This is a genomic window from Blastococcus sp. SYSU DS0753, assembly GCF_054051175.1.
Genome location: NZ_JBJHAT010000005.1, coordinates 115,993 through 140,524 on the forward strand (window position 1 = coordinate 115,993; position 24,532 = coordinate 140,524).

23 protein-coding genes and 1 tRNA gene are annotated in these 24,532 nt (G+C 73.7%); 16 read left to right on the forward strand and 8 right to left on the reverse strand.

Features of this window, described 5'->3' with window-relative positions:
- The first annotated feature begins 1 nt into the window (after position 1).
- Genes ACI799_RS06605 through ACI799_RS06615 form a run of 3 tightly spaced genes read left to right on the forward strand, consistent with a single transcriptional unit; the run spans position 2 to position 2,957 of the window.
- On the forward strand, positions 2-1,129 hold the full coding sequence (locus tag ACI799_RS06605) for a glycosyltransferase family 4 protein (protein ID WP_456612678.1): 1,128 nt from the start codon (positions 2-4) through the stop codon (positions 1,127-1,129).
- Positions 1,126-2,232 (forward strand): glycosyltransferase, encoded by a 1,107-nt coding sequence (locus ACI799_RS06610; RefSeq protein ID WP_456612679.1) that lies wholly within the window; start codon positions 1,126-1,128, stop codon positions 2,230-2,232. Before ACI799_RS06605 ends, ACI799_RS06610 begins: the two co-directional genes overlap by 4 nt.
- Positions 2,229-2,957, forward strand: coding sequence for a GDSL-type esterase/lipase family protein (locus ACI799_RS06615; protein ID WP_456612680.1), 729 nt, complete (start codon positions 2,229-2,231; stop codon positions 2,955-2,957). The genes ACI799_RS06610 and ACI799_RS06615 overlap by 4 nt, the downstream gene beginning before the upstream one ends.
- On the opposite strand, the gene ACI799_RS06620 is transcribed toward ACI799_RS06615, so the two are convergent.
- Positions 2,934-3,914: a patatin-like phospholipase family protein gene (locus tag ACI799_RS06620; protein ID WP_456612681.1), complete on the reverse strand. Its 981-nt coding sequence runs from the start codon at positions 3,912-3,914 to the stop codon at positions 2,934-2,936. The genes ACI799_RS06615 and ACI799_RS06620 overlap by 24 nt on opposite strands.
- An 82-nt stretch (positions 3,915-3,996) precedes the next feature.
- Here ACI799_RS06620 and ACI799_RS06625 point away from each other — a divergent pair, with 82 nt between their 5' ends.
- A complete protein-coding gene (locus ACI799_RS06625) occupies positions 3,997-5,118 on the forward strand; it encodes a sensor histidine kinase (RefSeq protein ID WP_456612682.1) in 1,122 nt (373 codons plus the stop codon).
- The gene (locus tag ACI799_RS06630) at positions 5,115-5,774 is read left to right on the forward strand and encodes a response regulator (protein ID WP_456612683.1); all 660 of its coding nucleotides are present in this window, start codon (positions 5,115-5,117) and stop codon (positions 5,772-5,774) included. Before ACI799_RS06625 ends, ACI799_RS06630 begins: the two co-directional genes overlap by 4 nt.
- 236 nt (positions 5,775-6,010) lie before the next feature.
- Here the strand turns inward: ACI799_RS06630 and ACI799_RS06635 are convergent, their stop codons facing one another.
- Complete coding sequence (locus ACI799_RS06635) at positions 6,011-6,880, reverse strand: alpha/beta fold hydrolase (RefSeq protein WP_456612684.1); 870 nt, start codon at positions 6,878-6,880, stop codon at positions 6,011-6,013.
- Between the two features lie 329 nt (positions 6,881-7,209).
- On the opposite strand from ACI799_RS06635, the gene ACI799_RS06640 reads away from it, so the two are divergent.
- The gene (locus ACI799_RS06640; RefSeq protein ID WP_456612685.1) at positions 7,210-7,905 is read left to right on the forward strand and encodes a DUF2306 domain-containing protein; all 696 of its coding nucleotides are present in this window, start codon (positions 7,210-7,212) and stop codon (positions 7,903-7,905) included.
- 9 nt (positions 7,906-7,914) lie between these two features.
- Here the strand turns inward: ACI799_RS06640 and ACI799_RS06645 are convergent, their stop codons facing one another.
- Complete coding sequence (locus ACI799_RS06645) at positions 7,915-8,301, reverse strand: hypothetical protein (protein ID WP_456596085.1); 387 nt, start codon at positions 8,299-8,301, stop codon at positions 7,915-7,917.
- 106 nt (positions 8,302-8,407) lie between these two features.
- On the opposite strand from ACI799_RS06645, the gene ACI799_RS06650 reads away from it, so the two are divergent.
- Positions 8,408-8,557 carry a hypothetical protein gene (locus ACI799_RS06650; protein ID WP_456587813.1) on the forward strand — a complete coding sequence of 50 codons (150 nt, stop codon included), beginning with the start codon at positions 8,408-8,410 and terminating at the stop codon, positions 8,555-8,557.
- Between the two features lie 110 nt (positions 8,558-8,667).
- Here the strand turns inward: ACI799_RS06650 and ACI799_RS06655 are convergent, their stop codons facing one another.
- The 3 genes from ACI799_RS06655 to ACI799_RS06665 all read right to left on the reverse strand — a co-directional run bounded on the left by ACI799_RS06655 (position 8,668) and on the right by ACI799_RS06665 (position 11,768).
- Positions 8,668-9,213, reverse strand: a complete 546-nt coding sequence (locus ACI799_RS06655; RefSeq protein WP_456612686.1) for a hypothetical protein — start codon at positions 9,211-9,213, stop codon at positions 8,668-8,670.
- Entirely contained in the window at positions 9,210-9,497 is a 288-nt protein-coding gene (locus ACI799_RS06660; protein WP_456587616.1) for a helix-turn-helix transcriptional regulator, read from the reverse strand. The genes ACI799_RS06655 and ACI799_RS06660 overlap by 4 nt, the downstream gene beginning before the upstream one ends.
- 336 nt (positions 9,498-9,833) lie before the next feature.
- A complete protein-coding gene (locus tag ACI799_RS06665) occupies positions 9,834-11,768 on the reverse strand; it encodes an alpha/beta hydrolase (RefSeq protein WP_456612687.1) in 1,935 nt (644 codons plus the stop codon).
- Between the two features lie 147 nt (positions 11,769-11,915).
- Here ACI799_RS06665 and ACI799_RS06670 point away from each other — a divergent pair, with 147 nt between their 5' ends.
- The 6 genes from ACI799_RS06670 (at position 11,916) to clpX (ending at position 18,237) form a co-directional block, all read left to right on the forward strand.
- Complete coding sequence (locus tag ACI799_RS06670) at positions 11,916-13,370, forward strand: amidase (protein ID WP_456612688.1); 1,455 nt, start codon at positions 11,916-11,918, stop codon at positions 13,368-13,370.
- 49 nt (positions 13,371-13,419) lie between these two features.
- A tRNA-Pro gene (locus ACI799_RS06675) sits at positions 13,420-13,493 on the forward strand.
- Between the two features lie 132 nt (positions 13,494-13,625).
- Positions 13,626-15,080 carry a trigger factor gene (tig, locus tag ACI799_RS06680; RefSeq protein WP_456587613.1) on the forward strand — a complete coding sequence of 485 codons (1,455 nt, stop codon included), beginning with the start codon at positions 13,626-13,628 and terminating at the stop codon, positions 15,078-15,080.
- 299 nt (positions 15,081-15,379) lie between these two features.
- A complete protein-coding gene (locus tag ACI799_RS06685) occupies positions 15,380-16,018 on the forward strand; it encodes an ATP-dependent Clp protease proteolytic subunit (RefSeq protein ID WP_456587612.1) in 639 nt (212 codons plus the stop codon).
- A 19-nt stretch (positions 16,019-16,037) separates the two neighbouring features.
- Positions 16,038-16,667 carry an ATP-dependent Clp protease proteolytic subunit gene (locus tag ACI799_RS06690; RefSeq protein ID WP_456587611.1) on the forward strand — a complete coding sequence of 210 codons (630 nt, stop codon included), beginning with the start codon at positions 16,038-16,040 and terminating at the stop codon, positions 16,665-16,667.
- A 295-nt stretch (positions 16,668-16,962) separates the two neighbouring features.
- Positions 16,963-18,237 carry an ATP-dependent Clp protease ATP-binding subunit ClpX gene (gene clpX, locus ACI799_RS06695; RefSeq protein WP_456587610.1) on the forward strand — a complete coding sequence of 425 codons (1,275 nt, stop codon included), beginning with the start codon at positions 16,963-16,965 and terminating at the stop codon, positions 18,235-18,237.
- Positions 18,238-18,413: 176 nt separating this feature from the next.
- On the opposite strand, the gene ACI799_RS06700 is transcribed toward clpX, so the two are convergent.
- Positions 18,414-19,325 (reverse strand): DUF559 domain-containing protein, encoded by a 912-nt coding sequence (locus ACI799_RS06700; protein WP_456612689.1) that lies wholly within the window; start codon positions 19,323-19,325, stop codon positions 18,414-18,416.
- Positions 19,326-19,524: 199 nt separating this feature from the next.
- Between ACI799_RS06700 and ACI799_RS06705 the strand changes: the two genes are divergently transcribed.
- On the forward strand, positions 19,525-20,055 hold the full coding sequence (locus ACI799_RS06705; RefSeq protein WP_456612690.1) for a DUF1697 domain-containing protein: 531 nt from the start codon (positions 19,525-19,527) through the stop codon (positions 20,053-20,055).
- An 82-nt stretch (positions 20,056-20,137) separates the two neighbouring features.
- On the opposite strand, the gene valS is transcribed toward ACI799_RS06705, so the two are convergent.
- Positions 20,138-22,723: a valine--tRNA ligase gene (valS, locus tag ACI799_RS06710; protein WP_456612691.1), complete on the reverse strand. Its 2,586-nt coding sequence runs from the start codon at positions 22,721-22,723 to the stop codon at positions 20,138-20,140.
- A gap of 42 nt (positions 22,724-22,765) precedes the next feature.
- Here valS and folC point away from each other — a divergent pair, with 42 nt between their 5' ends.
- Together folC and ACI799_RS06720 are read left to right on the forward strand one after the other, a co-directional pair.
- Positions 22,766-24,121 carry a bifunctional tetrahydrofolate synthase/dihydrofolate synthase gene (gene folC / locus ACI799_RS06715; protein WP_456612692.1) on the forward strand — a complete coding sequence of 452 codons (1,356 nt, stop codon included), beginning with the start codon at positions 22,766-22,768 and terminating at the stop codon, positions 24,119-24,121.
- Positions 24,118-24,525, forward strand: a complete 408-nt coding sequence (locus tag ACI799_RS06720) for a DUF4233 domain-containing protein (protein ID WP_456587605.1) — start codon at positions 24,118-24,120, stop codon at positions 24,523-24,525. Before folC ends, ACI799_RS06720 begins: the two co-directional genes overlap by 4 nt.
- Positions 24,526-24,532: the final 7 nt, after the last annotated feature.

Consider the following 24,532-nt stretch of genomic DNA (forward strand, 5'->3'; position numbering starts at 1 on the left):
TATGCGCATAGCGATCGTGACGGAGTCCTTCCTCCCGCAGGTCAACGGCGTCACGAACTCGGTCGTGCGGGTGTGCGAGCAGCTCCGCCGGGGTGGACAGCAGGCGCTGGTCGTCGCGCCGGGCCCCGGCCCGACGGAGTGGGCCGGGTTCCCGGTCGTCAGGACGCCGTCCTGCTCCGTTCCCGGCTATCGCGGCTTCCGGGTCGCACTGCCCTTCCCCGCGATGGCCGCCACCTTCCGGGCCTTCCGGCCGGACGTCGTCCATCTCGCCTCCCCGGCGGTGCTGGGGGCGCAGGGGGCGAGCGCGGCTGTGCAGCTCGGCATCCCCTCCATCGCCGTCTACCAGACCGACCTGGCCGCGTACGCCGGCCGTTACCGGCTCGGGGTCGCCGAGCCGGCTGTCTGGCGGCGGCTCGCCAGGGTGCACGCGTCCGCCTCCCGGACCCTGGCGCCGAGCCGGGCCGCGGTGCGCCAGCTCGAGGAGCACGGTGTTCCCCGGGTCGCGCGGTGGGCGCGCGGTATCGACCTGGAGCGCTTCGCACCGTCCCGTCGCGACCCGGAGCTGCACCGCGCCTGGGCGCCGGAGGGCGAGCTCGTCGTCGGCTACGTCGGCCGGCTGGCACACGAGAAGGAGGTCGGCCTGCTGGACGCGCTCCAGGACGTTCCCGGCATCCGCCTGGTCGTGGTCGGCGACGGGCCGCAACGGCGGCAGCTGGAGCGCCGGCTCGGCAGCGCTGTCTTCACCGGCCTGCTGTCGGGCAGCGACCTGGCGGCCGCCTTCGCCTCCCTCGACGTCTTCGTCCACACCGGCTCCCACGAGACCTTCTGCCAGGCCGCTCAGGAGGCCCTGGCCAGCGGGCTGCCGGTCGTGGCCCCGGCCGCCGGCGGGCTGCTCGACCTCGTGCAGCCGGGTGAGAACGGTCTGCTCTTCGACCCCGGGGACGCGGCCGGCCTGGCCGACCGCGTCCTGGCCCTGCGGGACGACCCGGACCTCCGCGACCGGATGGGCCGTCAGGCCCGGCGGTCGGTGCAGGGGCGCACCTGGGAGGCGGTGACCGGAGAGCTCCTCCGGCACTACCGCGACGTGATCGACGAAGTCCGCGGCACCGAGCAGCGGGACGCCGCGTGAGGATCGTCCAGGTCGCCAACTTCGTCACCCCCACCTCCGGCGGGCTCCGCACCACCCTGCGCCACCTGGCCGAGGGCTACGCGGACCACGGGCACGAGGTGGTGCAGGTCGTGCCCGGCGACGCCGCCGCCGAGACGGCCACCCCGTGGGGCCGCCGGCTGACGTTGCGGGCGCCGTTGGTCGGGGGCACGGGCTACCGACTGCTGGTCGACCTGGCCGCCGTCCGCCGGGTGCTCGAGCGGGTGGCGCCCGACGCAGTGGAGGTGCACGACCGGACGACGCTGCGCGGCCTCGGCCGCTGGGCCCGCGCCCGGGGCGTGCCCTCGCTCGTCGTCAGCCACGAGCGGCTGGACCGCTGGCTCGGCCAGTGGCTGCCCGCCCCGCTGCGGCTGGACGCCCTGGCCGATCGCTCCAACGCCCGGCTGGTGCGGACCTTCGACACGGTCGTCTGCACGACGGAGTGGGCGGCCGAGGAGTTCGTCCGCCTCCGCGCCCCGCGGCTGGAGGTCATCCCGCTCGCCGTCGACCACGCGACCTTCCCCGCCCGCACGTCACCGCGACCCGGTCGCCGGCCGCACGACCCGGTCGCGCTCGTCCTTGCCAGCCGGCTCTCGCGTGAGAAGCACCCCGAGGTGGCGGTCGCGACCCTGCGCGAGCTGCTCGCGCGGGGAGTCCCGGCGCGGCTCACCGTCGCGGGGGACGGGCCGATGCGGCGCGACCTCGAGGCGGCGACGCGGGACCTGCCGGTCGAGTGGCTCGGCTTCGTGCCCGACCGGGCCCGTCTCGCCGGTCTGCTGGCGGACGCCGATGTCGCGCTCGCCCCCGGGCCGATCGAGACCTTCGGACTGGCGGCCCTCGAGGCGCTCGCCTGCGGCACACCGGTCGTGGCGGACGGTCGCTCCGCGCTGCCCGGCGTGGTGGGCGGGGCGGGACGCGCCGGGGTGGGTCCCGCGGCCCTCGCCGGCGCCGTCCAGGAGTTGCTCGCCGTTCCCGAGGACGTCCGGCGGACGGCGGCCCGTGCCCGGGCGGAGGAGTTCTCCTGGGAGCGGACGGTGCGCGGCTTCCTCGCCGTCCACGACGGCACGCGGGTCGGTGTGCCGTGACCGTGGTGACCGCGCTGGGCGACAGCTTCACCTGCGGCGAGGGCGTCGGCGTCCGGGTGGACCCCGACGCCACGTGGGTGGCGCTGCTGGCCGGGGCGTTCCCCGACGGCCGGCTGGTCCGGCTGGCCGAGCCGGGAGCGCGGGTCGCCGACGTCCGCGACCGCCAGCTGCCGCTGGTCCCGGGTCGGGTCGACGTCGCCACCGTCCTGGTCGGCCTCAACGACGTCGGCCGGTCCGGCTTCGACGCCGGACGCGCAGCGGCCGACCTGCTCACCCTGGTCGCCGCGCTGCGGGAGCGGGCGGGCACCGTCGTCGTCGGCCGGCTGCACGACGCCGTCTCGCTGCTGCCGCTCCCGGCGCGGATCGCGGCCGCGTGCCGGCTGCGGCTCGCGGCCGTGAACGGTGCCGTCGACCGGGCGGCCGCGCTGGACGGGGTGCACGTGGTGGACCTCGGTGCGGTGCCGGTGCTGGCCGACCCCGGCGGCTGGTCGGTCGACCGCATCCACCCGAGCCCCGCCGGGCACCGCGGCATGGCGATGGCCGCCGCGGAGGCCCTCCGGGGCGCCGGGCTCCCCGTGGGCCCGATCGGCGAGGGGGAGACGCCCCGCGGGGCCTCGCGTCGTGCCCGGGCCTGGTGGGCGGCCCGGCACGGGGTGCCCTACGCCGCCACGCACCTGGGCGACATCGGCAGGCCGCTGGCCTCAGCGATGCTCCGCCGCGGCTGACCCGGCCCAGGTCTGCGCGGCCAGCCACCGGTGCGTGACAGCGCGGCCGGCCTCGAGCAGCTCGGCGGACCGGGTGGCGTCGCGCGGGCCCTCCGGCAGCACCGGGAGCAGCCCGGCCGCCCACGCGTCGGCGATGTGCGGGACCACGTGCACGCGTGGGTCGTCCAGCGCCTCGCGGACCGCGGCCCGGTTGGCCACGGTCCGCGCCACGGTGAACGCCTCCAGGACGGTGCCCAGGGCGCCGATGGCCCCCTCGACCGGCGGGACGTACGGGGCCAGGTCCGGGTCCACGGGAACGCCGCACGCCTGCCCGGCGAGCACCTCCGAGGTGGCGGCGCACACGTCCGTGCGGCCGGTCACCGGGGACAGCCCGCAGTCGAGGACGAGCACCCGGTCGCCGGGGCGAGCCCGCTCCAGCGCCGCCCCCACGGGAACCCCGTCGAGGATGCCGGCGTCGACGTGCCGGTGGCCGTCGCCCAGCCGGACCGGGCGGAACAACCCGGGGAGCGCGCAGCTCGCGACCACCACGTCCTCGACGGCCCCCGCGTCGTGCCGGCGGGCGGCCGCGCAGTCCAGGCACGTCGTGGTCACGGTGACCGGGACGGCCAGATCGGCGACGTCGCGAACGGGCACCGCTCCGGCGAGGAGCCGGCGCAGCGGGCGGGCGTCCAGCAGCGCGCCCTCGCGGCGGACCGACCGGGCGACGCCGCGGACCCGTGCCGGCCAGGTGGGCCGGAGCAGCTGCGCGGCCACAGGCCCGGTCCACCACTCGGCCAGCTCGCGCGCCCGGGGGGCGTCCGGTCGGGCGGCGAGGAAGACGGCGTTGAGCGCGCCGACGGAGCTGCCGTGGAACTCGTCCGGCCGGATGCCGGCGTCGAACAGGGCCAGGAGGCTGCCGGCCTGGAAGGCTCCCATCGCGGCGCCGCCACCGAGGACGACGTGGGTGCGGGGAAGCATCGGACCATGGTGCCCCATCGGCGCCGTCCTCTCGTACTTCCGGGTGATCACGGGGGGCGTCCGGGCTCGTACGGTGACCGGCGTGAACGCCCTGCTGCGCTCGGTCTGGCGCGAGCCGAGGCCGCCGGACGCCCCCGCCCGGAGCTGGCGGGACTGGCTGCTGGCCGCCCTCGTCCCGGTCGCCGCCGTGCTCGAGGGGCTGCTCCGGCCCGACCTGCCCTCCCGCTGGCTGCAGGTCGCCGTGGTCTGCGTGCTCGCCCCGCTCCTGCTGTGGCGCCGCACGCAGCCGGTGCCCGTGCTCATCGCCTGGTTCGGCGTGCTGGCCGTGCTCGCCGCCGGCACCGGCGACCCCGACGGCATGTACACCGCCGCGTTCGGGCTGCTGCTGCCGTACGCGGTCGTGCGCTGGGGCTCGGGCGCCCAGGCGCTGGCCGGGCTCGCCGTCCTGCTGGCCGGCGCCGTCGTCTCGCTGATCCTCGGCTCGGCCACACCTGGCGACGCCATCGGCGGCGCCGCCGTCCTGCTCTCCTCGTTGGCTCTCGGCGCGGCCGCCCGCTTCCGGGCGCGTGCCCGGGCCCGCGAGCTCGACCAGGTCGCCTCGCGCGAGCGGGAGCACCTCGCCCGCGACCTGCACGACACCGTCGCCCACCACGTCTCGGCGATCGCCGTCCGCGCGCAGGCCGGGCTGGCCACCGCGGCCACGCGCCCGGAGGCCGCGGTCGACGCGCTCGAGCTCATCGAGAAGGAGGCGGCCACCACCCTCGCCGAGATGCGCGGCATGGTCCGCGCGCTCCGCCGCGACGGGCCCGCCGAGCTCGCGCCCACCCCGGGGCTCGCCGACCTGGCCGCCCTTGCCGACGGGAACGGCCTGCCCGTCGACGTCCAGGTGACCGGCTACGCGGACGCCGTCGCCCCGTCCGTGGCGGCCGCCGTCTACCGCCTGACCCAGGAGTCGGTCACCAACGCGCGCCGGCACGCCCGGCGCGCCACCCGCGTCGACGTCCGGGTGATCGTCGACGATGCCCGAGTGAACCTGCTGGTCAGCGACGACGGCGACGGCGCTCCCGCGCCGGGCGCCCCCGGGTTCGGGCTGCGCGGCATGGCCGAGCGCGTCTCCCTGCTCGGCGGCACCTTCGACGCCGGCCCAAGGCCCGACGGCGGCTGGACCGTCCGCGCCGAGCTGCCCCGGCGGGGGCCCGCGTGACCGTGCGGGTGCTCGTCGCCGACGACCAGGAGATCGTGCGCACCGGCCTGCGGATGATCCTCGACGCCCAGCCCGGCATCGAGGTCGTCGGCGAGGCCGCGGACGGCGCGGCGGCCGTCGACCTGGCCCGCCGGCTGCGCCCCGACGTCTGCCTGCTCGACATCCGCATGCCCGGCACCGACGGCCTCGAGGCCACCCGCCGGCTCGCCGGCCCGGACGTTCCCGATCCGATCCCCGTCGTCGTCATCACGACCTTCGACCTCGACGACTACGTCTACGCCGCGCTGCGCGCCGGCGCCCGGGGCTTCCTGCTCAAGGACGCCGGGCCCGACCTGCTGTCCCAGGCCGTGCACGCCGCCGCCCGCGGGGACGCGCTGATCGCCCCGAGCGTCACCGCCCGGCTGCTCGACGCCTTCGCCGGCGCCGGCCCCGCAGCCTCGCCCGCCCAGCCGATCGACCCGCTCACCGACCGGGAGGAGGAGGTCCTCTCCGCCGTCGCGCGCGGCCGGTCGAACGACGAGATCGCCCGCGAGCTGCACATCACGCTGAGCACGGTGAAGACGCACGTCGGCAGCCTCATGGCGAAGCTCGGCGTGCGGAACCGGGTGGAGATCGCGATCTGGGCGTACGAGACGCGGCGCGTGCCGCGCCGGTAGACCGGCCGGCGGCTCTGTCGGCGAGCGTCAGTTGCGCATTTGCGCAAGCGCGACCGCAATCTCCGCGTGCATCGAGCTGTGACCGCGTGCGTGAGAACGCTGCCTCGGGGCGGCGCCAGCTGGCTTCGGCCGCCGTCTCCGCCCCGGCAGGAGCCCGCCGCATGGCGCCACCTCGGTGACCCGGGCCGGTCTGCGAGCCGGTGCGGGAGAACGGCTTCCTGCGCCCTGTGGGTCGGTCAGCAGCCTCCGGCGTCCCGCCGAACGAGGCTCGTCACTGCTGCGACGATCTGCTCCGGCTGCTCATCAGGGGCGAGGTGCCCGGCGTCGGGCAGCAGCTGGACCTCGGTGTCGAGCTGGGTGCGTACGGAGGCCCGCAGGCGCGGCACCGGCAGGAAGCAGTCCTTCTCTCCGGAGAGCACCCGACGGGGGACTGCTCGCCAGCGCCGCACCGTCGCCGCCGGCAGGGGCCCTGGTGCACCGGCCGTGCGAGTGCCCCGGGCGACCAGGGTCATCCACTCCACGGCGTCATCCGCAGGACGCCGGTTGGGAGCGTGCAGGTGCTGCAGCAGACGGGCGCTGCGCGCCGGGGTCGGCCGCAGCAGCCAGGGTACCGTAGCCGCGAGGACCGCCGATCCCACCCGCAGCCGGACCAGCCCCGCAGGGTCCACCAGCACCAGTCCGGCGACGCCGGCCGGCTGGGCAGCCAGGGCGATCGCAGCGCCCAGCGAGTGGCCCATCAGCACCGCGCGATCGGTGCGCAGGTGCTCGACCAGTTCGCCGACCCAGGCGCCGTAGGCGGCCATCCGGTCACCCCCGGGCCGGGCGCCGGCGGAGAGCCCGGGCTGCCCGGGCACATCGGCGGCGACGACCCGGTGCTCGGAGGCGAGCGCGGCCAGCAGCGGCAGGCTGGTCGCTGCGTTGAAGTTGGTTCCGGGCAGGTACAGCACCGTGGTGTCGCCGCTCCCGGCGCTGAGCAGATGGGTCTGGCCCAGTGTGGTGTCCACGACGGTCCGCTGGTGTGCGGTGTCCCAGTCGGTCAGGCGCCGGATGCACCACGCCCGGATCTCCTGGTGGGCGGTGTCGCTGCGGTACAGGGGGCGGGGCACGGATGTGGCGTTCCTTCGACGGCGGTGGCTCGGGGCGACCGCCACGAGCCCAGTCAGGATGCCAGCTACACCGGCACGTTCAGTCGATGCCCCGGGGTGCGCTTCTGGCGGTCCTCGGATGAAACCAGCGCCACCCCGGTGGGAACCCGGACGGCGCGAAGCCCATCGAGGACGCTAGCCACCGCGTTCTCACGCACGGACGCCGCCGCAAGTTGGTTGCTCGCACGCCGCAAACCTGACGCTCGCCGACAGGCTCCGACCAAAGGAGGACCCGGGAACCGGTCTTTCCGGCGATGACCTGCGGCGGCGCCGTCCCGAGGATCGGGTGCATGACCGCAGCACTCCGGACAACGCCCCGCCCCCGGCGGCGGTGGCTGGTGCCCGCCGCCCTGATCGCCCTGGCCCTCGTGCCACTCCTCGCCGGTGCCGCCCGGCTCATCGAGCTCTCCGGAGGTGCGGCAGCGCTCCCCGAACCGCCGCGCTCGGCGGCCGCGCCGGTGCCGCTCGTGGTGCACATCGTGAGCGCGCTGGTGTTCACCGTGGTCGGCGCCTTCCAGTTCGTGCCGGGCACGCGGGGACGCCGACCCCGCTGGCACCGGGTCACCGGGCGGATCGTCGCCCCGGTCGGCCTCGTCGCCGCACTCAGCGGGCTCTGGCTCACCGCCGTGATCACCGGCGCCGACAGCGGGCTGCTCACGGTCTTCCGTGCGGCCGCCGGGGCCGGGATGGCCGTGGCCATCGTTCTCGGTGTCACCGCCGTCCTGCGCCGCGACATCCGTCGGCACCGGGCCTGGATGCTGCGCGGCTACGCCCTCGGGCTCGGCGCCGGCACGCAGGTGTTCACCGCCGGCTTCTGGCTGGTCGTGGCCGGCGCACCGGGCCCGACGGCCGAGGCCCTCACCATGGGCGCCGGCTGGCTGATCAACCTGGCGGTCGCCGAGTGGCTGATCCGCCGTCGCCCGGCCGGCCGGCGGCTGCCCACCGCGACCGGCCTGCGGACGGCGCCGGTCGAGCAGTTCGGGTGACCGGTGGCGTCAGCCGTCTCCGCGGTCCTGGGCGGGATCGACGTCCCCGAGCAGGAGACGCTGCCGCTCGACCTCGGCCCGCACCGCGGCCAGGTCGCCGGCCGACCGCAGCAGGTGCGTGAGCGCTCCCGCGCTGTCCGCCCGGGCCGCGCGCGCGAGGCTGTCGAGCAGCTCCTGCAGCGCGCCGCCCCGCTCGCCGTGGTGCACCAGCCGGGCGACGTCGTTGACCGTGCTGCGCACGTCCTGCACCAGCAGCGGGAGCTCGCGCACGGCGTAGCCGACCAGCACCACCAGGTCGAACGGGAGACGCACCAGCGCCGCGGCCGCGGGCAGCACGCCGAACTCCGGCGGCGGCGGGGGAGTGGCCGGGCCGAGGCCGTCGTCGTCGATCTCCACCGCGAGGCCTCCGTCCCTGGGGCGCGCTCCGACCGCCCGTGCGCTCCCCGGCAGGCTAACGGCCGGCGACGCCTCCCGCGGATCGGATCCGGAGGCCGCCGCTACGGTGCCCGGTGCGACCGCGGGCACCTGGATGGGCGCCACCGCGCAGGCAGAGCTGGTGGCAGGCCAAGCGCAGGGCGAGCTCGACTGGGACGACGCGCACCTGATCAACGCCGCGGTCGACATCCACGCCGACGACCCTGCCTTCGGATAGCGGTGCGCCTTCGATCGCGCGGAGACGCGGGAAGCAGTCGGCGGCCGTGGTCTTCGGCCAGAACCCGCGTGCGGAGCGGGCCATGGGTTGTGGTCGGGGTGCGGTGTCGGTCAGTCGTCCTGGTCGTCCAGGGGTGCCTGCCAGCGCCAGGTCAGGGCCGCGGCGGGGAGCGTGGAGATCGTGAAGAAGGACGCGAGGGTGAGGTAGATCCAACCGTCCCCGTCGAACAGGCCGGTGGTCCCGGTCTTGGTGGCGACCCCGTCCGCGATGGCCAGCACCCACAGCACGAACAAGAAGGCCAGCGTCAGATGGAAGGCGTCTCGGTACCCGCGGTCGCGCTGGCTGATCTCACGCTCGTCGAGCAGGACCTCGGGCGCGGCATCGAGCATCTGCGTCGCCCGGCGCAGCACGAGGACGCCGGCCATGCCGAGGACGGCTACGAGCATCATGAGCAGGAGGCCGAGGGTGTCGGCGAGGACGGCGGCGACCACCCCGACGGTGAAGATGATCGCAGGCACCAGGGCCAGAGCGCGGCGCCGGCCGGGGGCGGCCAGCCAGCCGGGTAGAGGGCGCTGGCGCTTCTGCTGCATGCGGGCCTGAGCCGCGGCGCGCAGCTCGGCGCTGCGCTGGGCCGTGGTGGGGCGGGAGGTGTTCATGGGTTCGCTCCTGTCGTGCGAGGTGAGTAGAGCTGCGCGGACATGGCGGGGAACGGGGTGAGGGAGAAGATCGCCTCGACCGGCAGGTCGAAGTAGCCGGCCAAGCGCAGGGCGAGCTCCACCGAGGGTCCGTAGTCGCCGCGCTCGAGGAAGCCGACTGTCTGAGAGTTGATGCCCACGGCCTCAGCGAGCTCCCGACGGCTGAGGCCTCGCTCGGCGCGGAGCACCGCGAGGCGGTTGTGCAGCCCCTTGCCACCCTCACCGACCGCGTTCTTGCTTGGCATGCACGAAGTGTTGCGGATACGCAACGAATCGACAAGTGTGCCAACGTGGGGTCTCGGGCTGTGACGCGCCAACTACCGCCGCTGGCGGCCGGTGCGCGCCCCAGTAGACGCTCGCCTGGCCGACGTCGTCGACGGTCGCGGAGGCGCCGGCGGATCGCCGCCGGCACGATCTCGGGCCCTCCGCGTGATCAGTCGTGGTCACCGGGATCCAGCCGGAGGGGCGAACGGGCTCTCTGCCTGGCCGTATCTCCGCCCGCCGTGCGAGACCTGCCTCAGGTCCGCGACGAGCGGAGCGCGGGCGTCACCGACCGACAGGTGGTGGACCGGGCGCCCGGCTCAGGACTGCGGGGCCAGCGCTTCGACGGCCGGCAGGAAGACCTGCTCGCGATGGACGTCAGCCCGAGCCGGACTGGTCGTCAGCTGGACCACCAGCAGGCCGTCCGAGGTGTCGGCGAGCGCCAGTTCGACGCGCTGCCCGAGGTCCTCCAGCTGGTAGAGGTCCCAGGTGGCGGCCTCCGTCGACAGCTGCTCGACCGGCTGGGGTGGCTGGTCGGTGCCGAGCTGAGCCGCCAACTGCTGGAGAAGCTGGTCGGCGGTCGCCCCGGGGACGACCTGCTGGGTCAGGGAGACCAGCACCGAGTCCTGCCACACACCGGGGATCACCTCGGTCCAGCCGCTCGGCCGCTGTCCGGTGAGGCGCAGCTCCTCGCTCTCGAACGGCGTCATCTCGATCTGGACGTCATCCGCGGTGAAGGCCGGTGGCTCGATGTCGTCGACGCAGTCGGTCGCCGGCTCGCTCCGGGGATCGTCCAGGAACTCCTCGGCGATCTGCACCGCGCAGTCGTGGCTGGGCAACGCGCCGTGCCCGGTGAAGGGGAACCGGACGAAGACGCCGTTCGACAGCTCCGCGGCGATCTCCTCGCCCCACCGCGGCGGCGTGATCGGGTCCAGGTCGCCGGCGAGCACCAGCGCCGGGATGTCGCTGGCCACGGACTCGTTCGCGCCGGCGCCCGGCTCACCGGCGTCCCACGAGGCGCAGACGTCGAAGACGCCGGGGCCCAGCGTCGGCGCGCCCTCGAAGAAGCCCTCCACCAGCGGGTGCTCGGCGGCAGCCGCGGCGACCTCCTCCTCAGCGGCGAAGGCGACCTCCTCCTGGCACTGGACGGCCAGCTGCTGCCCGATGCTGACCAGCTCCAGCTGCTGTGAGAGCGCGCCGAGCAGCAGGCCGATCGTCCCGAACTCGCCGTCGTCCGCCGCGGCGATGATCTCCGGCAGGTGCGGCACCAGCTCCGTGGAGTAGAGGGTCTGGAAGAGGAAGCCGACCAGCGAGTCCCCGTCGAGCTCGTCCTCGATGCGCTGCCCGTTCGTCGGGTCGACCACGGTGATCGGGGCCGGCGCGGCGTTCAGCTCGTCGACCAGGCCCTGGAAGGTCTGCTCGAGCTCGGGGTACTGCGCGGCGCACCCGGCGTCGTCGGCGCACGTGGCGAACAGGGCCTCCATCGCCCGGACGGCGTTGCCGGGCGTCTCCTCGTAGAGGTCGGCGTCGATCGGGTAGGCGGCGTCCAGCACCACCGACCGGATGCCGTCGGGGTGGTCGCGCATCACGGTCTGGGCCAGCCGCGTGCCGTAGGAGATCCCGTAGAGGTTCCACTCGTCGTAGCCGAGAGCGAGGCGCAGGTCCTCGAGGTCGGCGGCCGAGGCGGCGCTGTTGTAGTCGGCGAAGTCGATGCCCTCGTCGACCAGGCGCTGGCGGCACTCCTCCAGGGACTCGACGGCCTGGGCCTCCAGCTCCTCCGGGGGCAGGTCGGAGCCGAGTGACTCCTGGACCCACGAGCTGTACTCGTCGCAGGCCAGCGACGGTTCGGTCAGCCCGGTGCCGCGCTGGTCGACGAGCACGAGGTCCCGGTTCGCGATGAGCGGCTCGTAGAGCTGGCCGAACCCCTGCGGCACGAGCTCCAGCGTGCTCTGGCCAGGCCCGCCCGACAGGTAGACGACGGGGTCGTCCGCCGGGCTGGCGGAGTCGCTGCGGACGATGCCGAAGGCGAGCTGGATCTCCCCGGAGCCGGGGTCGTCGCGGTCGGCCGGGACGGGCAGCGTGCCGCAGTCGATCTCCACCCCCGCAGGCACGTCGAACTCGCAGGCGCCCATCTCGACCTCGGCGGCCGTGGTGGGGCTCGTGTCACCTCCCGCGGCGTCGTCGTCGCCGCTGCTCGTGCAGGCACCGACGGCCAGCAGTGGAACCAACAGCAGTGCTGCTCGACGACTCGTCATGGCCCTCTCCGTGTGCACCGGGGTGGTCGTGTGCCGGACGCGCACCTCATCATCGACTGCGCGAGGCGGTGCAGCACAGGCCGGTTCCATGACTCCTGCTCGACCGTCGCTACAACGTCCGTGGTCAGTCCGGCTAGCGTGCGCCGGGTGACCGACACCACGTGGCTGGACGCCACCGCGCAGGCGGAGCTGGTCCGCACCGGACAGGCCACCCCCGCCGAGCTCGTCGACGCCGCGATCGAGCGGATCGAGCGGGTGAACCCGCAGCTGGACGCCGTGATCCGCGACCGGTTCGACGCCGCCCGCGCCGAGGCGCGCGGCGGGCTCCCGGACGGCCCGTTCCGCGGTGTGCCGCTGCTGCTCAAGGACCTCGGCTGCCACGTCGCCGGCGAGGCCACGCACTACGGGACGTCGTTCCTGCGGGACGCCGACGTGCGCTGGCGCGTGGACAGCCACCTGGCGCAGCGCTTCCGCGCGGCGGGCTTCGTCGTCCTCGGCCGCACCAACGTGCCCGAGTTCGGGACGACGATCACCACCGAGCCGGCCGCCAACCCACCGGCCCGCAACCCGTGGGACCCCAGCCGGTCGACCGGCGGCTCCAGCGGCGGGTCGGCCGCGGCGGTCGCCGCCGGACTGGTGCCGGTCGCCCACGCCAACGACGGCGGCGGCTCGATCCGCATCCCGGCATCGGAGTGCGGGCTGGTCGGGCTCAAGCCCACGCGGGCCCGGGTCAGCCAGGGGCCGGAGGTGGGGGAGAGCTGGGCCGGCGCCACCATCGACGGCGTCGTCACCCGCACGGTGCGGGACACCGCCGCCGTCCTCGACACGATCGCCGGGCCCATGCCCGGCGATCCGTACGCCGCCCCGCCGCTGCCCCGGCCGCTGGCCGACGAGGTGGGTGCGCCGGTGGGCCGGCTGCGGGTGGGGCTGCTCGACGCCGACCCGGGGGAGCAGTACCTCGACGACCCCGCGTGCCGGGCCGCGGTGGAGCACGCCGGCCGGCTGCTCGCGGACCTCGGCTGCGACGTCGGGCCCGGCACGCCGGGGGCGATGTTCGACTCGCAGTTCCCGCGCTTCTTCACCACCACCATCGCCGCCGACGTCGCGCTCACCCTCTCCGCGCTCGAGCGCTCGGCGCTGCGCCGGCCGATCCAGGACGACGAGCTCGAGCCGCGCAACGTCATGTACCGCGCCGTGGCCCGGAAGCTCTCCGCCGAGGACTACCTCGGCGCCCGCACCTGGCTCGGCGCCTGGACCCGCCGCATGGCCCGGTGGTGGGCGCCGCAGGAGCTGGGCGGGGAGGGCTTCGACCTCCTGGTGACGCCGACCATCGCCGCCCCGCCGCCGGAGCTCGGCTGGTTCACCGCGGCCGGGCCGAAGCAGGAGGGCCGGCGGATCAACAGCCTCATGCCGTGCACCGCGCAGTTCAACGTGACCGGTCAGCCGGCGATCAGCCTGCCCCTGCACCGCACCGACGAGGGCCTGCCGGTCGGCGTCCAGCTGGTCGCCGCCGTCGGCCGGGAGGACGTGCTGGTGCGGGTGGCCGCCGCGCTCGAGCAGGCCGCGCCGTGGGCCGACCGCCGTCCTCGGGTCTCCGCCTGACCGACCAGCCCTGGCCGGCGGCCGGGCGACGCCTAGACTCGGGCGGCCACGGGGTGTGGCGCAGCTTGGTAGCGCACCTGCTTTGGGAGCAGGGGGCCGCAGGTTCAAATCCTGTCACCCCGACCGGACGAGCGCGATGCCCGCATCCCGCCACCGCGCGCGTGCCCCGGACGTCTCTAGACTCGGGGGTCGACCCGGCGCCACCGTCGTCGTGGCCGCCTGCACACCACTGTCTCACCGAGGAGCACTGCCGCTGTGAAGAGCACCATCGAGGAACTGGGCCCCACGCGGGTCCGGATGGCGATCGAGGTGCCGTGGGGGGACCTGGACCACGCCTTCGGTGAGGTCTACAAGGAGCTGGGCAAGCAGGTCCGCGTTCCCGGGTTCCGCCCCGGCAAGGTCCCCAACCGCGTGCTCGACCAGCGGCTCGGCCGGCCCGTGGTCCTGGAGCAGGTCGTCCAGCACGCCGTTCCGGAGATCTACTCCGAGGTCATCCGCGAGAACCAGGTCCGCGTTCTGGGCCAGCCCGACATCGAGGTCACCCGCCTCGACGACAACGACACCCTCGCCTTCACCGCCGAGGTCGACGTCGCCCCGCAGCTCGAACTGCCGGAGCTCGACTCCCTGGCCGTGACCGTCGACGACGTCGAGGTCACCGACGAGGAGATCGACCAGCAGGTCGACGTCATGCGCGAGCGCTTCTCGATGCTCACCGGCGTCGAGCGCCCCGCGCAGGACGGCGACTTCGTCTCCATCGACCTGGAAGCCAAGCTCGACGGCGAGGTGCTGGAGGACGGCTCCACCACCGGCATGTCCTACGAGGTCGGCTCCGGCAACCTCATGGAGGGCCTCGACGACGCCGTCCGCGGGCTGTCCGCCGACGAGTCGGCGACCTTCCAGACCGCCCTGCTGTCGGGCCCCGACGCCGGCCGGCAGGCCGACGTCACCGTCACCGTCCGCTCGGTGAAGGAGAAGGAGCTCCCGGAGCTGGACGACGAGTTCGCCCAGACCGCCAGCGAGTTCGACACCCTCGAGGAGCTGCGCGAGGACGTCCGCACCCGGCTGGCTCGCTCCAAGGTGATCCAGCAGGGCGCCCAGGCGCGCGACAAGCTCGTCGAGCACCTGGTCGAGACCATCGAGGTGCCCATCCCCGAGAACCTGGTCGAGCGCGAGGTGCAGTGGCGCAACCAGGCCTTCGAGCGGGAGCTCCAGCAGGCCGGCATGGACTGGGACGCCTTCCTGCAGATGTCGGGCGTGGAGAGCCGCGAGGACTACGAGGCCGACCAGCGGAAGAACGTCGAGCAGGCGGTCAAGACGCAGTTCATCCTCGACGCCATCGCCGACGCCCGTGAGGTCACCGTCGACAACGACGACCTCTCGGCGCAGATCATGGCGCAGGCGCAGCGCAACCGGATGAGCCCGGAGCAGTTCGCGCAGCAGCTGCAGCAGAGCGGCAACATCGCCGAGTTCGTCGCCGACGTCCGCCGCACCAAGACCCTGGCCCAGCTGCTCGAGCAGACGACGATCACCGACGAGTCCGGCCGGAACGTCGACCTGGAGGCCCTGCGGCCGAAGACGGTCCAGGCGCCCGCCGAGGAGACCCCCGCCGAGGAGGAGCCGGCCGAGGACGACGACATCGCCGTCCAGGCCGTCGCCACCGAGGCCGCCGAAGGGGCGACCGAGGACACCGAGGACGTCACCAAGGCCTGAAAGAGGACCCCCTCCTCCTCACCACGAGCACGCTCGCGGTGAGCCTCGGGAGGGGGCCGGTGCACCGACGACGCCGTTCCGCCCACCTGGGCGGGGCGGCGTCGCGGCGTTCCGGGGCCGGTCGCTGCGCCGACGGCGAACACCGCCGCCACGGGGACTGTCCCGTCGCAGGTCCGCGTTAGGGTCGAGAGGACTCAGGCGATCGCCGAGGGGTACCGCCCCCCGGAGGGCCGAACCGGGCCCGCACCGCACCGAGACCGACTTGCCACGACACGCGTCCTACGGAGGTCACCGCACCCGTGAGCACCACCGACCCGAACCTGGCCGGCGCGCCGATGCTGCGCGCCGCGGCCGGGGGGATGAACCTCAACGACTCGGTCTACGAGCGCCTGCTCCGCGAGCGCATCATCTTCCTGGGCACCCAGGTCGACGACGTCATCGCCAACCAGCTCGTCGCCCAGATGCTGCTGCTCTCCGCCGAGGACCCCAAGAGCGACATCCACCTCTACATCAACTCGCCCGGTGGCTCGGTGACCGCCGGTATGGCCATCTACGACACGATGCAGTTCATCGACTGCGACGTCGCCACCTACGGGATGGGCCTGGCCGCCTCGATGGGCCAGTTCCTCCTGACCGCCGGCACCAAGGGCAAGCGCTACGCCCTGCCGCACGCGCGGATCCTGATGCACCAGCCCTCGGCCGGCGTCGGGGGCACGGCCTCGGACATCGCCATCCAGGCCGACCTGTTCCGGCGGACCAAGCAGGAGCTGTCGGAGCTGCAGGCGCAGCTCACCGGGCAGACCGTCGAGCGGATCATCGAGGACTCCGACCGCGACCGCTGGTTCACCGCGCAGGAGGCCCTCGAGTACGGCTTCGTCGACCACGTGGTCAGCCGCGCGACGATGACCGACTCGGCCAACCCGGTCTCGGACAACTGACGGTTCGGAGGAGAACCCCATGAGCTTCCAGATGCCCTCCAGCCGTTACATCCTGCCCTCCTTCGTGGAGCGCACGAGCTACGGCATGAAGGAGTCCAACCCCTACAACAAGCTCTTCGAGGAGCGCATCATCTTCCTCGGGGTGCAGGTCGACGACGCGTCGGCCAACGACGTGATGGCGCAGCTGATCACGCTCGAGTCGGCCGACCCGGACCGCGACATCACCATCTACATCAACTCGCCCGGTGGCTCCTTCACCTCGCTGATGGCCATCTACGACACGATGATGTTCGTCCGGCCCGACATCCAGACCGTCTGCATGGGCCAGGCCGCCTCGGCCGCCGCGGTGCTGCTCGCGGCCGGGACGCCGGGCAAGCGGCTGGCGCTGCCGTACTCCCGCGTGCTGATCCACCAGCCCTCCGGCGAGGCCGGCGGCCAGGTCTCCGACCTGGAGATCCACGCCGCCGAGATCGAGCGGGTGCGCACCCAGATGGAGCAGATCCTCGCCCGGCACACCGGCCGCAGCCAGGAGCAGGTCCGCAAGGACATCGACCGGGACAAGATCCTCACGGCCGAGGAGGCCAAGGAGTACGGGATCGTCGACCAGGTGATCCAGAGCCGCAAGCTCAACGCCCTCCCCACCGCCTGATCCGGTACGGGCCGGGGACGCGCGAGGCGCGTGTTCGGCCCGTACCGTCGGAGGTCGAAGGGCACGACGGGACAGATGAGGGACGGCCACGGACGAACCGGGTGAGTCATTGCCTCACCTCGTCCGCGGCGGCAGGTACGTTCGGCGAACGCCCGATCCCCGGCCGGAAGCGCTGGGAGGAGAGCCTCGCGGGGCAGCCTGTCAGCGAGGTCGAACGGGGCAGAAATCTTCAGCAGGGTCCAACCCGCGGGTACCTGGCACCAGGACCGGCGACTGTCGAGGTGGAGGTCAGCAGGTGGCACGAATCGGTGAGAGCGGTGACCTGCTCAAGTGCTCGTTCTGCGGGAAGAGCCAGAAGCAGGTCAAGAAGCTCATCGCTGGCCCCGGGGTCTACATCTGCGACGAGTGCATCGATCTCTGCAACGAGATCATCGAGGAAGAGCTCTCGGAGTCGTCGGACCTGAAGTTCGACGAGCTGCCGAAGCCCAAGGAGATCCACGACTTCCTCGACCAGTACGTCATCGGCCAGGACAAGGCCAAGAAGACGCTCTCGGTCGCGGTCTACAACCACTACAAGCGGATCCAGGCCGGCGGTGACCGCGCCTCCCGCGAGGACGCCGTCGAGCTGGCCAAGTCCAACATCCTGCTGATCGGCCCCACCGGCTGCGGCAAGACGCACCTCGCCCAGACGCTGGCGCGGATGCTCAACGTGCCGTTCGCCATCGCGGATGCCACCGCCCTCACCGAGGCCGGCTACGTCGGCGAGGACGTCGAGAACATCCTGCTGAAGCTGATCCAGGCCGCCGACTACGACGTCAAGCGGGCCGAGACCGGCATCATCTACATCGACGAGGTCGACAAGATCGCCCGCAAGAGCGAGAACCCGTCGATCACCCGCGACGTCTCCGGCGAGGGCGTGCAGCAGGCGCTGCTGAAGATCCTCGAGGGGACGACGGCGTCGGTGCCGCCGCAGGGTGGCCGCAAGCACCCGCACCAGGAGTTCATCCAGATCGACACGACGAACGTGCTGTTCATCGTGGGCGGTGCCTTCGCCGGCCTGGAGCAGGTCATCGAGGCCCGCGCCGGCAAGCAGGGCATCGGCTTCGCCGGGGAGATCCGCGGCAAGCAGGAGATCGAGGACGCCAACGCCTTCGCCGAGGTCATGCCCGAGGACCTGCTGAAGTTCGGCATGATCCCGGAGTTCATCGGCCGGCTGCCGGTCATCACCAGCGTGCGGAAGCTGGACCGTCAGGCGCTGATCAACATCCTGACCCAGCCGAAGAACGCCCTGGTGCGCCAGTACCGGAAGCTGTTCGAGCTCGACGGCGTGGAGCTGGAGTTCACCGACGACGCGCTCGAGGCCGTCGCCGACCAGGCGATCCTCCGCGGCACCGGCGCCCGTGGACTCCGCGCGATCATGGAGGAGGTGCTCCAGTCGGTGATGTACGACATCCCCAGCCGTGAGGACGTCGCCTCCGTGGTGATCACCAAGGAGGTCGTGCTGGAGCACGTCAACCCGACGATCGTCCCGCGCAAGCCCTCCCGCGCCCCCCGCGAGAAGTCGGCCTGATCCGCAGCTGACGCCGCGAGCCCGTCCCCGACATCGGGGGCGGGCTCGCGGTGTTCTCGCCCCGTTCAGCCCTCGCCGCGGGTGTCTGCTCGCGCCGCCCCGCCGCCCCGCCGCCCTCCCGCTCGGCGCAGGGGCGTTGTCCCGGTACGCGGCATTCCGGACGACCAGATGTCCGGTCACGGGACGACGCCGAGTCGCTGCCGGTAGATCTGAGCGATCTGCGCGCGGCAGCTGGCCGGCTCCGAGGTGGCCCGCCGGTAGCTGAACCGCAGCGTCTGCCACCCGAGCGCGGCGAGGGAAGCGTCCCGGCGGAGGTCCCGTTCGCGCGCGTCCTCCGACCCGTGGAACGCCGCCCCGTCCAGCTCGACCGCCAGCCGGACCTCGGGCCAGGCCGCGTCCAGGAGAACCGGCCCTTCCGGCAGGAGGACCCGGTGCTGGCGCCGGCACTCCGGGAGACCGGGAACGGTGAGGATGTGCTGGAGGCCGAAGATCTCCAGCTCGCTGTGGCTACCGCCCGCGACGAGCGCCAGCAGCTCGTGCAGTGCGGACCGCCCGGGCAGGTTCGGGTGACGGGCCAGCTCGCCCGTCACCTCGGCCGCATCCACGCTCCGGCGCTGCACCGCACGGAGCACCGCGGCTCTGGCGAGTCGGGGGGAGGCCCGCATCGCCGTCGCGCGATGGGCATCGCCCCAGGTGTCGACCAGAGCCCGGGGGACCGGGGTCGTCACCAAGCCGCGCGCAGCGGTCAGGCCGAGCGGTGTCCGGCTCCGGTGGACGCGCACCCACCGGGTGGTCCGGACCCTCGATCCCGCCGGCACCGTGACGTCCAGCTGCGTGTACTCCTCCCCGAGGCCGTGGACCGCGAGCGCGCTCCAGTGGCTGAGCGGCCCGCCGCAGTAGGACGTGGCGGCATGGGCGCGCACCGCCCAGTCATCGGCGAGCTGCGGGACGGTGACCCAGCCGGGGTGCAGCCGCACGAGCCGGCCGGAGGCCAGCCACCGGCTGATCGTGCGCGGGTCGACGTGCTGCGCGAGCGCCGCGGTCGAGGCCACCCGCATCGGGTCGAGCAGCCGGAGGATGTCGTGCACCGGCCCAGCCTGCTGGCCGTGGTCCTGGCGCGGGGCAGCTCCGGCGAACCTGTGGACGACGTCGGAAGCGTTGGCCCCGTGATGGGCATCGCGGCCGCCCTGATGTCCGCCGGAGGGACAACGCCCGCGGAGTCAGCCGCCGCGGACGCGGCCCCCGCTGCCTGCCGGACCGCGGCGGCGGTAGCGGTAGCGTCTCGGTGTGACCACCCGCTACGGGGCGCTGCTGCGGGCGATCAACCTGGGCGCCACGCGCCGGGTCTCGATGCCGCGGTTGCGCGAGGTCCTCACCGAACGCGGGTACGGCGCCGTCTGCACGCACCTGGCCAGTGGGAACGTCATCCTCGACAGCGCGCTGCCCGAGGCCGAGCTCGCCGCCGACCTGACCGCGGCCATCGCCCAGCACTTCGCCCTCGACGTCCCCGTGGTGGTGCGGACGGCGGACGAGCTCGCCGAGGTCCTGGCCGTCGATCCGCTGGGCCACCTCGCCGACGACCACGCCCGCTACTCGGTCACGTTCTTCCCCGAGCCGCTGGACCCCGAGCGCGTGGCGGCGGCGCCGACGGCCGAGGGCGGCGAGTACGTGGTCCGCGGCCGGGAGGTCTACCTCTGGCTGCCGGAAGGCATGCAGGGCAGCGCCATGGGCGGGTGGAAGTGGGACCGCATCCTCGGCCAGGTCGGCACCAACCGGAACTGGAACACGGTCACGAAGCTGGTCGAGCTGACCCGCTGACGCGGTTACCGATGTGCGCCGGGGGCGCGTTCCAGCCGACGGAACGCGCCCCCGCCGCACATCGCTACGACGGCCGGCGGGGTCAGGCCTCCGGGGCCGGCGCGAGGACGACGTCCACGGTGAGCTCACCCTCGCCCGGGCGCACGGTCAGCGTCTGGATCCGGCCGGCGTCGACGAGGTCCGAGCGCGCCGCCTCGAGCGCGGGCACCTGCGCGGCCGGGGCGGTGACGGTCGCCGTCTCCACCTCGGCGCGCATCGACTGCTTGGCGTCGGACTTCGCCTTGCGCACCCCGGCCAGCGCAGCCGCGGCCACCGAGACCACCGCGGGGTCGCCCCCGGTCGGCAGCTCGGTCGCGGTCGGCCACAGCGCCCGGTGCACTGAACCGGTCTGCCACCACGACCAGACCTCCTCGGTGACGAACGGCAGCACCGGGGCGAACAGCCGCAGCTGGACGTCCAGGGCGATCGCCAGCGCCGCCTGCGCGGAGGTCGCGGCCGCATCCGACCGGTAGGCGCGGGACTTCACCAGCTCCACGTAGTCGTCGCAGAACGACCAGAAGAACGCCTCTGCGACCTCGAGGGCGCGGGTGTAGTTGAACGCCTCCATCGCCGCGGTCGCCTCGTCGACGACGCCGGCCAGCCCGGCGAGCAGCGCCCGGTCGATCGGCTCGGTGACGTCGTCGGCAGTCAGCGCCGCCGAGGCGCCCAGGCCCAGGACGAACTTGCCGACGTTGAGGATCTTCATGGCCAGCCGGCGGCCGACCTTCATCTGCGCCTCGTCGAACGGCGAGTCCGCACCCGGGCGCGCCCCGGCCGCGCGCCAGCGCACCGCGTCGGTGCCGTACCGCTCCAGCACGTCGATCGGCGTCGTCGCGTTGCCCTTGGACTTCGACATCTTCTTGCGGTCGGGGTCGACCACGAAGCCGGAGATGGTGGCGTGCGTCCACGGCACCGTGCCGTGCTCGAAGTGCGCGCGGACGACGGTGGAGAACAGCCAGGTGCGGATGATGTCGTGCGCCTGCGGCCGCTGGTCCATCGGGAAGACCTTGGCGAACAGCTCCGGGTCGGTGTCCCAGCCCGACGCCACCTGCGGCGACAGCGAGGAGGTCGCCCAGGTGTCCATGACGTCGGGGTCGGCCATGAAGCCGCCGGGCTGCCCGCGCTGCGCCTCGTCGAAGCCGGGCGGCACGTCGGAGGACGGGTCGACCGGCAGCGACTCCTCGGCCGCGAGGATCGGGTTCTCGAAGTCGGGCTCACCCGCCTCGTCGAGCCGGTACCAGACCGGGAAGGGCACCCCGAAGAAGCGCTGGCGGCTGATCAGCCAGTCGCCGTTGAGGCCCTCGACCCAGTTGTCGTAGCGGTGCCGCATGTGCTCGGGCACCCACTGGATCTCCCGGCCGCGGGCGACGAGGGCGTCGCGCAGGTCGCCGTCGCGGCCGCCGTTGCGGATGTACCACTGGCGGGTGGTGACGATCTCCAGCGGGCGCTCGCCCTTCTCGAAGAACTTCACCGGGTGGGTGATCGGCTTCGGGTCGCCCTCCAGGTCGCCGGACTCCCGGAGCATCTCCACGATGCGCTGCTGCGCGCTGAAGACGGTCTTCCCGGCGAGCTCCGCGTACGGCTCCGCGGGGACGTCGGCCGGCGGCTCGGCCAGGATCCGGCCGTCCCAGCCGACGATCGCGCGGGTCGGCAGCTGCAGCTCGCGCCACCAGGTGACGTCGTTGAGGTCGCCGAAGGTGCAGATCATCGCGATGCCCGAACCCTTGTCCGGCTCGGCGAGGCGGTGGGCGACGACCGGCACCTCGACGCCGAAGACCGGCGTCCGGACCGTCTTGCCGAACAGCGGCTGGTAGCGCTCGTCGTCGGGGTGGGCGACCAGCGCGACGCAGGCCGGCAGCAGCTCCGGGCGGGTGGTCTCGATGAACACCGGGCCCTCGGGGCCGGAGAAGGCGATCCGGTGGTAGGCGCCGGGGCGCTCCCGGTCCTCGAGCTCGGCCTGGGCGACGGCGGTGCGGAAGGTGACGTCCCAGAGGGTCGGCGCCTCCTGGGCGTAGGCCTCGCCGCGGGCGAGGTTGCGCAGGAACATCCGCTGGGCGGTGGCCCGGGAGGACTCCGAGATCGTCCGGTAGACGTTCGTCCAGTCCACCGACAGACCCACGCGGCGCCACAGCTTCTCGAACTCGGCCTCGTCCTCCTTCGTGAGCTGCATGCACAGCTCGACGAAGTTGCGCCGCGAGATCGGCACCTGGTCCTTGCCGGGCTTCGCGGGCGGCTCGAAGGACGGGTCGTAGGGCAGCGCCGGGTCGCACCGGACGCCGTAGTAGTTCTGCACCCGCCGCTCGGTGGGCAGGCCGTTGTCGTCCCAGCCCATCGGGTAGTAGACGTGCTTGCCGCGCATCCGCTGGTAGCGGGCGACGATGTCGGTGTGGGTGTAGCTGAAGACGTGGCCCACGTGCAGCGAGCCGCTGGCGGTTGGCGGCGGGGTGTCGATCGACCAGATCTGCTCGCGCGGCGCGGCCAGCGCGGCGGCGCGGTCGAAGCCGTAGGTGTCCTGCTCCGTCCAGCGGGCGATCCACTTGTCCTCGAGCCCGTCGACGGTCGGCCGGTCGGGTACGCCGACGGTCGCAGCCGGGGCAGTCGTGTCCGGGGGCGCGATGTCGGGAACCATGTCACTCATCCTAGGAACTGCACGACTGGCATCCTGAGCAGGATGAGCAACAGCAGCACCGGTGACATGGCCCGGGTGGAGAAGGAGCTGCTGGCCCGCTGGCCGGAGAGCCGCCTGGAGCCCTCGCTCACCCGCATCAACGCCCTGGTCGACCTGCTGGGATCGCCGCACCGGGCGATGCCGGTCATCCACGTGGCGGGCACCAACGGCAAGACGACGACGGCCCGGATGATCGACGAGCTGCTGCGCGGCTTCGGCCTCCGCGTGGGCCGCTTCACCAGCCCCCACCTGGAGTCGATCCGCGAGCGGATCGTCGTCGACGGCGAGCCGGTCAGCGCCGAGCGGTTCGTCGAGACCTACGAGGACATCGCGCCCTACGTGCAGATGGTCGACGCCGCGGGCGAGGTCCCGCTGAGCTTCTTCGAGGTCATGGTCGGCATGGCCTACGCGCTGTTCGCCGACGCCCCGGTCGACGTCGCCGTCATCGAGGTCGGCATGGGCGGGACCTGGGACGCGACGAACGTCGCCGATGCCCGCGTCGCCGTCGTCACCCCGGTCGACCTCGACCACGCCGAGTACCTCGGCCCGGACGTCGCCACGATCGCGGGGGAGAAGGCGGGGATCATCAAGCCCGACGCCATCGCGGTGCTGGCCCACCAGCAGCCCGGGGCGCTCGACACCCTGGTCCGTCGCGCCGTGGAGGTCGAGGCGGTGGTCGCCCGTGAGGGCACCGAGTTCGGCGTGCTGGAGCGCACGGTCGCCGTCGGCGGGCAGCAGGTGCGCCTGCAGGGGCTCGGTGGGGAGTACGAGGAGGTCTTCCTCCCGCTCTTCGGGGCGCACCAGGCGCAGAACGCGGTGACGGCGCTCGCCGCGGTCGAGGCGTTCCTCGGCGCGGGCGCGGCGACCGGCCCGATCGAGCAGGAGACGGTGCGCGCCGCCTTCGCCGCCGTCCGGTCACCCGGCCGGCTGGAGCGGGTGCGCACCAGCCCGACGGTGCTGGTCGACGCGGCGCACAACCCGGCCGGCATGCGCGCGACCGTCGAGGCGCTCCGGGAGTCCTTCGACTTCACCCGGCTCGTCGGCGTGGTCGGGTGCGTGCACGGCAAGGACGTCGCCGGGATGCTGGCCGCCCTGGAGGAGGTCTGCGCCGAACTGGTCGTCACCCAGAACAGCTCGCCGCGCGCCATGCCCGCCGACGAGCTCGGCGCGCTGGCCGTCGACGTCTTCGGCGCCGACCGGGTGAGCGTCCAGCCAGAGCTGGGTGAGGCGATCACCGAGGCGATCGAGCTCGCCGAGGCCGGCCCGGACGACGCCTTGGGCGGCTCCGGCGTGCTGGTCACCGGCAGCGTGATCACCGCCGGCGAGGCCCGCACGCTGATGGCCCGGGGCTCGCGGTGACCGCGGCCGACCCGCTGCGCGCGGCGAAGGCGCTGCGCGGGGCCGCGGCCGCGATCCTGGTGCTGGAAGGCATCGCCGTCCTCTTCGTGCCCCGCGGCATCGCGCAGACCGAGGAGGGGCTCGGCGCCGTCCGGTTGACCGTCCTGCTGGTCCTGGCGGTGGTGCTGATCCTCGCGTCCGGCCTGCAGCGCCGGGAGCGAGGTCTGCTGATCGGCACCGTCCTGCAGGTGCCGCTGCTGCTCACCGGCCTGCTCAACGGCGTCATGTGGTTCGTGGCGGGCGCCTTTCTGCTCATCTGGGCCTACCTGCTGCAGGTGCGCAAGGAGCTGGTGGGCACCCCGTTCGGGCCGGTCGAGGAGCCTCGGGGCACCGACGCCGACGGCGGTGGAGCGGCCACCCCGTAGGCTGCCG

What these genes read in the sequence shown, in the direction of transcription:
- ACI799_RS06660 (WP_456587616.1), bottom strand. Translation starts at nt 9,497, where the DNA reads ATGCCAAGCAAGAACGCGGTCGGTGAGGGTGGCAAGGGGCTGCACAAC.
- ACI799_RS06605 (WP_456612678.1), top strand. Translation starts at nt 2, where the DNA reads ATGCGCATAGCGATCGTGACGGAGTCCTTCCTCCCGCAGGTCAACGGC.
- folC (WP_456612692.1), top strand. Translation starts at nt 22,766, where the DNA reads ATGAGCAACAGCAGCACCGGTGACATGGCCCGGGTGGAGAAGGAGCTG.
- valS (WP_456612691.1), bottom strand. Translation starts at nt 22,723, where the DNA reads ATGGTTCCCGACATCGCGCCCCCGGACACGACTGCCCCGGCTGCGACC.
- ACI799_RS06690 (WP_456587611.1), top strand. Translation starts at nt 16,038, where the DNA reads ATGAGCTTCCAGATGCCCTCCAGCCGTTACATCCTGCCCTCCTTCGTG.
- ACI799_RS06640 (WP_456612685.1), top strand. Translation starts at nt 7,210, where the DNA reads ATGACCGCAGCACTCCGGACAACGCCCCGCCCCCGGCGGCGGTGGCTG.
- ACI799_RS06665 (WP_456612687.1), bottom strand. Translation starts at nt 11,768, where the DNA reads ATGACGAGTCGTCGAGCAGCACTGCTGTTGGTTCCACTGCTGGCCGTC.
- ACI799_RS06620 (WP_456612681.1), bottom strand. Translation starts at nt 3,914, where the DNA reads ATGCTTCCCCGCACCCACGTCGTCCTCGGTGGCGGCGCCGCGATGGGA.
- ACI799_RS06655 (WP_456612686.1), bottom strand. Translation starts at nt 9,213, where the DNA reads ATGAACACCTCCCGCCCCACCACGGCCCAGCGCAGCGCCGAGCTGCGC.